Origin of the sequence: Trebonia sp. (assembly GCF_049794275.1) — a bacterium.
In the GTDB taxonomy this organism is placed as follows: domain Bacteria; phylum Actinomycetota; class Actinomycetes; order Streptosporangiales; family Streptosporangiaceae; genus Trebonia.
Genome location: NZ_JBARCR010001209.1, coordinates 1 through 4,524, shown reverse-complemented (window position 1 = coordinate 4,524; position 4,524 = coordinate 1). Strand labels below are relative to the sequence as shown.

Annotated in this window: 3 protein-coding genes; all 3 read right to left on the bottom strand. The window is 71.0% G+C overall.

Going from position 1 to position 4,524, the window contains the following annotated elements:
• Positions 1-220 precede the first annotated feature (220 nt).
• On the bottom strand, positions 221-1,219 hold the full coding sequence (gene holA / locus WA805_RS29785) for a DNA polymerase III subunit delta (protein ID WP_425243984.1): 999 nt from the start codon (positions 1,217-1,219) through the stop codon (positions 221-223).
• Between the two features lie 190 nt (positions 1,220-1,409).
• On the bottom strand, positions 1,410-2,621 hold the full coding sequence (locus WA805_RS29780; protein ID WP_422278505.1) for an amidohydrolase family protein: 1,212 nt from the start codon (positions 2,619-2,621) through the stop codon (positions 1,410-1,412).
• Positions 2,622-2,801: 180 nt separating this feature from the next.
• Entirely contained in the window at positions 2,802-4,280 is a 1,479-nt protein-coding gene (gene hflX, locus WA805_RS29775; protein ID WP_425243983.1) for a GTPase HflX, read from the bottom strand.
• Positions 4,281-4,524: the final 244 nt, after the last annotated feature.

Genomic DNA, 4,524 nt, shown 5'->3' with positions numbered 1-4,524 from the left:
ACACGGGGCTACTGCCGTTTTGGGCTAGTGGCACACAAGACCGCTGCGTTTCAGGCCTTGTGGCACACGAGGCCGCTGCCGTTCTGGCCTTGTGGCACACGAGGCCAGAACAATCTAGCCCTGTGGCACACGGTGACGCTTCTAGTGGCCTTGTGGCACACTGGGCCGGATCATTCTGGTCCTGGGTGCCACAAGGACGGTTGGCCGCCTGGCCTGCTGGCTAGCGGGCGGCGCGGTAGGTGACGATCTGGCGGATCGCGCGTTCCAGGGCGTACTCGGGGCTGACTCCCCCGCCCTTGACCTGGGCGTCCGCCTCGGCGACGGCCTGCAGGGCGCTGGCCACCCCGTCCGGGTGCCAGCCGCGCAGTTGCTGGCGCACCCGGTCGATCTTCCATGGCGGAGCACCGACCTCGGCCGCGAGCGCGTTGGGGTTCGCGTTCCGCGAGGCCGCGCCGACCCGGCCGAGTAGCCGCACCCCGGTCGCGAGCGCGCTGGTGATAAGGACGGGCGAGGTACCGGTCGCGAGGGCCCAGCGGAGTTGCTCCAGGGCCTCGTTCAGCCGTCCCTCGACCGCGTGGTCGGCCACGCTGAACCCCGTCGCCTCCGCCCGTCCCCGGTAGTACCTGGCCACGACGCCCGCGGTGATCTTGCCTTCGGTGTCGGAGGCGAGCTGGCCGACCGCCGACGCCACTTCCCTGAGGTCCGTGCCCACCGCGTCGAGCAGCGCCCGCATCGCGCCCTCGTCGGCCTGCCGGCCGGCCCGGCGGAACTCGTTTCTGACGAACTCCGCCCGCTCCGACGGCCGGGTCAGCTTCGGGCACTCGGTGACGCTGGCGCCCGCCTTGGTCAGGTCGCCGACCAGCGCCTTGCCTTTCGCGCCGCCGGCGTGCGTGATGACCAGCGTCGCGTCGGGCGGCGGGCTCGTTGCGTACCTGGCGAGGTCGGCGGCGATCTCTTTACCGGCGTGCTGCGCGTCCCTGACGATCACGATGGCGCCGCCGCCGAACAGGCTCGGCGAGGTCAGCGTGGCCAGCTCCCCAGGAGTGAGCGTGCTCGCCTCGACGTCGTGCAGGTCACCGCCGTCATCCCCGGCCGCCGCGCGGGCCGCCGCGATCCGCTCCCGCACCGCCCGGTCGACGAGAAACTCCTCCTCGCCGACGACCAGCGTGACCGCGGCCGGCGCCTGTTGCCGGGTCGGCGGCTGCGTGCGTGAAGCCATGCCTGGAAGCATGCCACGCCTGGGCGGCTCCCGCGTACCCGTCATGGCCGGCACCGCGGCGGCCCGCGGGCCGCTTCTTGCTGTTATCAGCCGGGCGAACGTCGTCGATGTCACATCGACGACACTCTTTGGTGGACGATGTCACATCGACCACGTTCCGTGGGATGTGCGTGCAATGTGGGGCTGGCGGTCAGGCCGTGGCGGGTTCTCCGCCGCGCCAGACGCGGCGGGGCTGGAGGCCGTAGTTCCAGGCGAAGGCGCCCTCGTGATCGGCGTCCCAGAGCACGATGTCGGCCAGCCTGCCGCGGACCATCGCGCCGCGGTCCGGTGCGCGCAACGCGTGCGCACCGCCCAGGGTGGCCGCCCGCAGCGCTTCGGTGACGCTCATCCCGAGGTAAGACACGGCCATCGCGATCACCAGCGGCATCGACGTGATGCCGACGCCGCCCGGCGTGTGGTCGGAGCCGAGCGCGACCGCGACGCCCTTGTCGAGCAGCGACCGCACCGGCGGCCTGGCGCCCTGCTGCAACGCCGACCCAGGGCAGATCACGGCGGAGACCCCGGCCCTGCTGAGCGCCGCGACGTCGTCGTCGGTCGCCGTGTTCAGCAGGTCGGCCGAGGCGCATCCCATCTCCGCCGCGACCCGTGCCGCACCAGTGTGGGTGCTGCCGCAGGCGTGCAGCCGCGGCAGGAGTCCGGACCGGCGGCCTGCGTTGAGGATCCAGCGGGCCTCGTCCTCGTCGAACCGGCCCTCCTCGCAGTCGACGTCCACGCTGTCCGCGCCCACGGCGGCGGCGTCCGCGCACCACGCGCACACCGCGTCGATGTAGTCGCTACGGCGGCCGAAAAACTCCGGCGGCACCGCGAGCGCGGCCATGAACGTCACGTGCACCCGGGGCATGCCCGGCTCTTCCTCGAGCGAGCGGAGCATCCGCACGTCGGCCAGCTCGCCGTCCCTGGTGAGGTGGTAGCCGGTCTTCGCCTCAATCGTCGTCGTGCCGGACTGCAGCCAGAGGGCCAGCCGCTCACGCACGTTGTTGCACAGGGTCCAGGGGTCGGTGCCCCTGGTCACGGTCACCGTGGACGAGATGCCGCCGCCCGCGGCGGTGATCTCGGAGTCGGACAGCCCGCTGGACCGCATGGCCATCTCGGCGTACCTGTTGCCCGCGTAGACCGGATGGGTGTGCGCGTCGATCAGGCCGGGCGTGACCAGGCCGCCGCCGAGGTTCTCCACCAGGTCCACGTCGACGATGTCATCGACGACGCCAGGGACGCTGCGCGGGAGCTCAGCGGAGGGGCCGACCCAGGCGATGCGGTCGTCGCTGGTCACGATGGCGGCGTTGCTGAGGATCTCAGACCCCGTCCACAGCCGGCCGATGTTGGTCAGCAACCGGGCTGTCATCGGCGCGTCCTAGCGTGCCGGGAACCGCGGGAGTGGGTTCCAGCCATCATGATTCGGCCACCTGCCATGCTGTGTAGACGTCGGCGCTGACCGTACTGTCCCATACGTGCCTAGCAACACGAACGGCGCGCTCGCGTTTTTGGCAACGCTTTGCGCGACCGTCCTTCGATATCGGTTCAGTTACGGTATTGCACCCGGGGGGTCGGAGACAAGTCCCTCCGCCAAATGCTCAGCTAACTCCGAGTCGGCCGTGCCGAGGGCGGGGAGTCGCTCGAGTTCCGCGGCCAGCTCAGGCGGTACGCGAGCCTCGAGCAGGGTCCCGTCGGGGCCGTGCTCGAGGCGGGTGACCTCACCCGCGGCGTGCGCCCGTGCCACCAGATCGCCCCGGCTGTAGGGCACGCTGACCCGGACCAGGCGGTCGCGCTCGGGCAGCGCCTGCTCGATCGCGGCGCGGAGTTCGCCGAGCCCCTCGCCGGTCTTCGCGGAGACGGTAACGGCGCCGCGCTCGCGCAGCTGCAGCGCCTTGAGCGTCATCGGATCGGCTTCGTCGATCTTGTTGATCACGACGAGCTCTGGCACGTTCCCCGCGCCGACCTCCGCCAGCACGCCGCGGACCGCCGCGAGCTGCGCCTGCGGGTCGGCGTCCGAGCCGTCCACCACGTGCAGCACCAGGTCCGCCTCGGCGGCCTCCTCGAGCGTGGACCTGAACGCGTCCACCAGCTGATGCGGCAGGTGCCGGACGAAGCCGACCGTGTCGGTGAGCGTGAACGGGCGCCCGGCCGGCGTCTCAGCACGCCGCACGGTGGGGTCGAGGGTGGCGAACAGCGCGTCCTCCACCAGAACCCCGGCACCGGTCAGCGCGTTCAGCAGGCTCGACTTCCCCGCGTTGGTGTACCCGGCGATCACCACCGACGGCACCGCATTGCGTCGCCGCTGGCCGCGCTGCACCTCACGCCCGGTCTTGAACCCGGAAATCTCGCCGCGCAGCTTCGAGATCCGCGTCCTGATCCGGCGACGGTCGGTCTCGATCTTGGTCTCGCCTGGGCCGCGGGTGCCGATCCCGCCGCCGCCGGCCACCCGGCCGCCGGCCTGCCGGGACAGCGACTCACCCCAACCGCGCAGCCTGGGCAGCATGTACTGCAGCTGGGCCAGCTCGACCTGGGACTTGCCCTCGCGGCTGCGCGCGTGCTGGGCGAAGATGTCCAGGATCAGCGCGGTCCGGTCGATGACCTTGACCTGCACCACGCTTTCCAGCCGTCGCAGCTGGCTTGGGGTGAGCTCGCCGTCGCAGATCACGGTGTCGGCGCCGGCCGCCGCGACGATGTCCGCCAGTTCGCGCGCCTTACCCGAGCCCACGTAGGTGGCCGCGTCGACCCGGCTGCGCCGCTGGATGAGGCCCTCGAGCACCTCGGAGCCCGCCGTTTCCGCCAGCCGTCTCAGCTCGCGCAGCGAATTCTCCGCGCTGGCCAGGCTGCCCTCGGTCCAGACCCCGATCAGCACGACCCGCTCGAGGCGGAGCGCCCGGTACTCGACCTCGCTGATGTCCTGTAGCTCGGTGGATAGCCCGGCCACCCGCCGCAGCGCGTGCCGGTCCTCCAAGTCCATGCTCGGCAGATCTGGCTCGCCCAGGTCCGGCTGCTCGTCAAAGACCGTGCTCATTGTCCTCCGGTATTCGTGTAGTTCGTCCCCCGATGGTGCCACGTGACGCACGGCACCGCACTTTATTAACACCCCGGCCGCGCCATATGTGCCCGCCGCCACCGGTTCCGGCCGTCATTGACTACCGAACGGTCCTGGCATCTCGCCCAGCCCGGGGCCCAGAAGGCTCTTTCACGACATACGGATGCGGAGGATACTGAGTTCGTGGGGGGAGGCTGGTCACGATGTCCATGCGGCATTCGGT

Excerpts from the sequence above, each read along its gene's own strand:
- holA (WP_425243984.1), bottom strand. The coding sequence starts at position 1,219 with ATGGCTTCACGCACGCAGCCGCCGACCCGGCAACAGGCGCCGGCCGCG.
- hflX (WP_425243983.1), bottom strand. The coding sequence starts at position 4,280 with ATGAGCACGGTCTTTGACGAGCAGCCGGACCTGGGCGAGCCAGATCTG.
- WA805_RS29780 (WP_422278505.1), bottom strand. The coding sequence starts at position 2,621 with ATGACAGCCCGGTTGCTGACCAACATCGGCCGGCTGTGGACGGGGTCT.